This is a genomic window from Vibrio sp. 10N.222.55.C6, from assembly GCF_041473395.1.
Lineage (GTDB): Bacteria > Pseudomonadota > Gammaproteobacteria > Enterobacterales > Vibrionaceae > Vibrio > Vibrio crassostreae_C.
In genome coordinates, this window is the sequence record NZ_JBFRSD010001108.1 from 1 (window position 1) to 520 (window position 520).

The 520-nt window shown below is 40.4% G+C and carries 2 protein-coding genes; both read left to right on the forward strand.

All coding sequences use genetic code 11. The features are described from left to right. Positions 1 to 238: hypothetical protein (locus tag AB4486_RS27760; RefSeq protein WP_372120026.1), on the forward strand; the 238-nt coding region annotated here is incomplete at its 5' end. Further along, positions 231 to 413: a hypothetical protein gene (locus tag AB4486_RS27765; protein WP_136975920.1), complete on the forward strand. Its 183-nt coding sequence runs from the start codon at positions 231 to 233 to the stop codon at positions 411 to 413. The genes AB4486_RS27760 and AB4486_RS27765, both read left to right, overlap by 8 nt. The last annotated feature ends 107 nt before the right edge of the window (positions 414 to 520 follow it).

Below are 520 nucleotides of genomic sequence, written 5' to 3' on the forward strand. Positions count from 1 at the left end.
GCTAAAGGCCGACCTGAAAACTACTGACACCATTGAAATTAAAACTCACCCTGATTTGAGTGACAGTAAACGCGTTTGGCAGTTCGATGAGCTAGTGAGCACATACGTTATGAGTAATACAACCAGTAGGCAGCTACTGGCATTGTTTGGTCAAAACAAATTAGATGAGCCGCCAATTGACGAGCAAAACTGCTTGTTGTCCATTTGGCGAGCTTTTAACGGGGGTCATGATGGATAAAGAGATTCCAGAATCTAGCATTCCACAAGTGCTAGAAAAAGATGCTTATCAGCCAGACATTGGCGAACGGGTAGAGCAAGAACAGGAGATTATTTTCATTGGTACGCATAACGATATGTTGAAGAAATTCGGAAGTGCAGAACAGAGTAAGGAAAAGAAAAAATGGAAGTCTTAATTTTGGTTTGCTGCCTTATCAATCCCGTCCCTGATGCGTCTAATGGAATAATTGAAAACAGTATTATAATCAATAGCTATCAATGATAGCTCTTTTTAAGTGAAGCC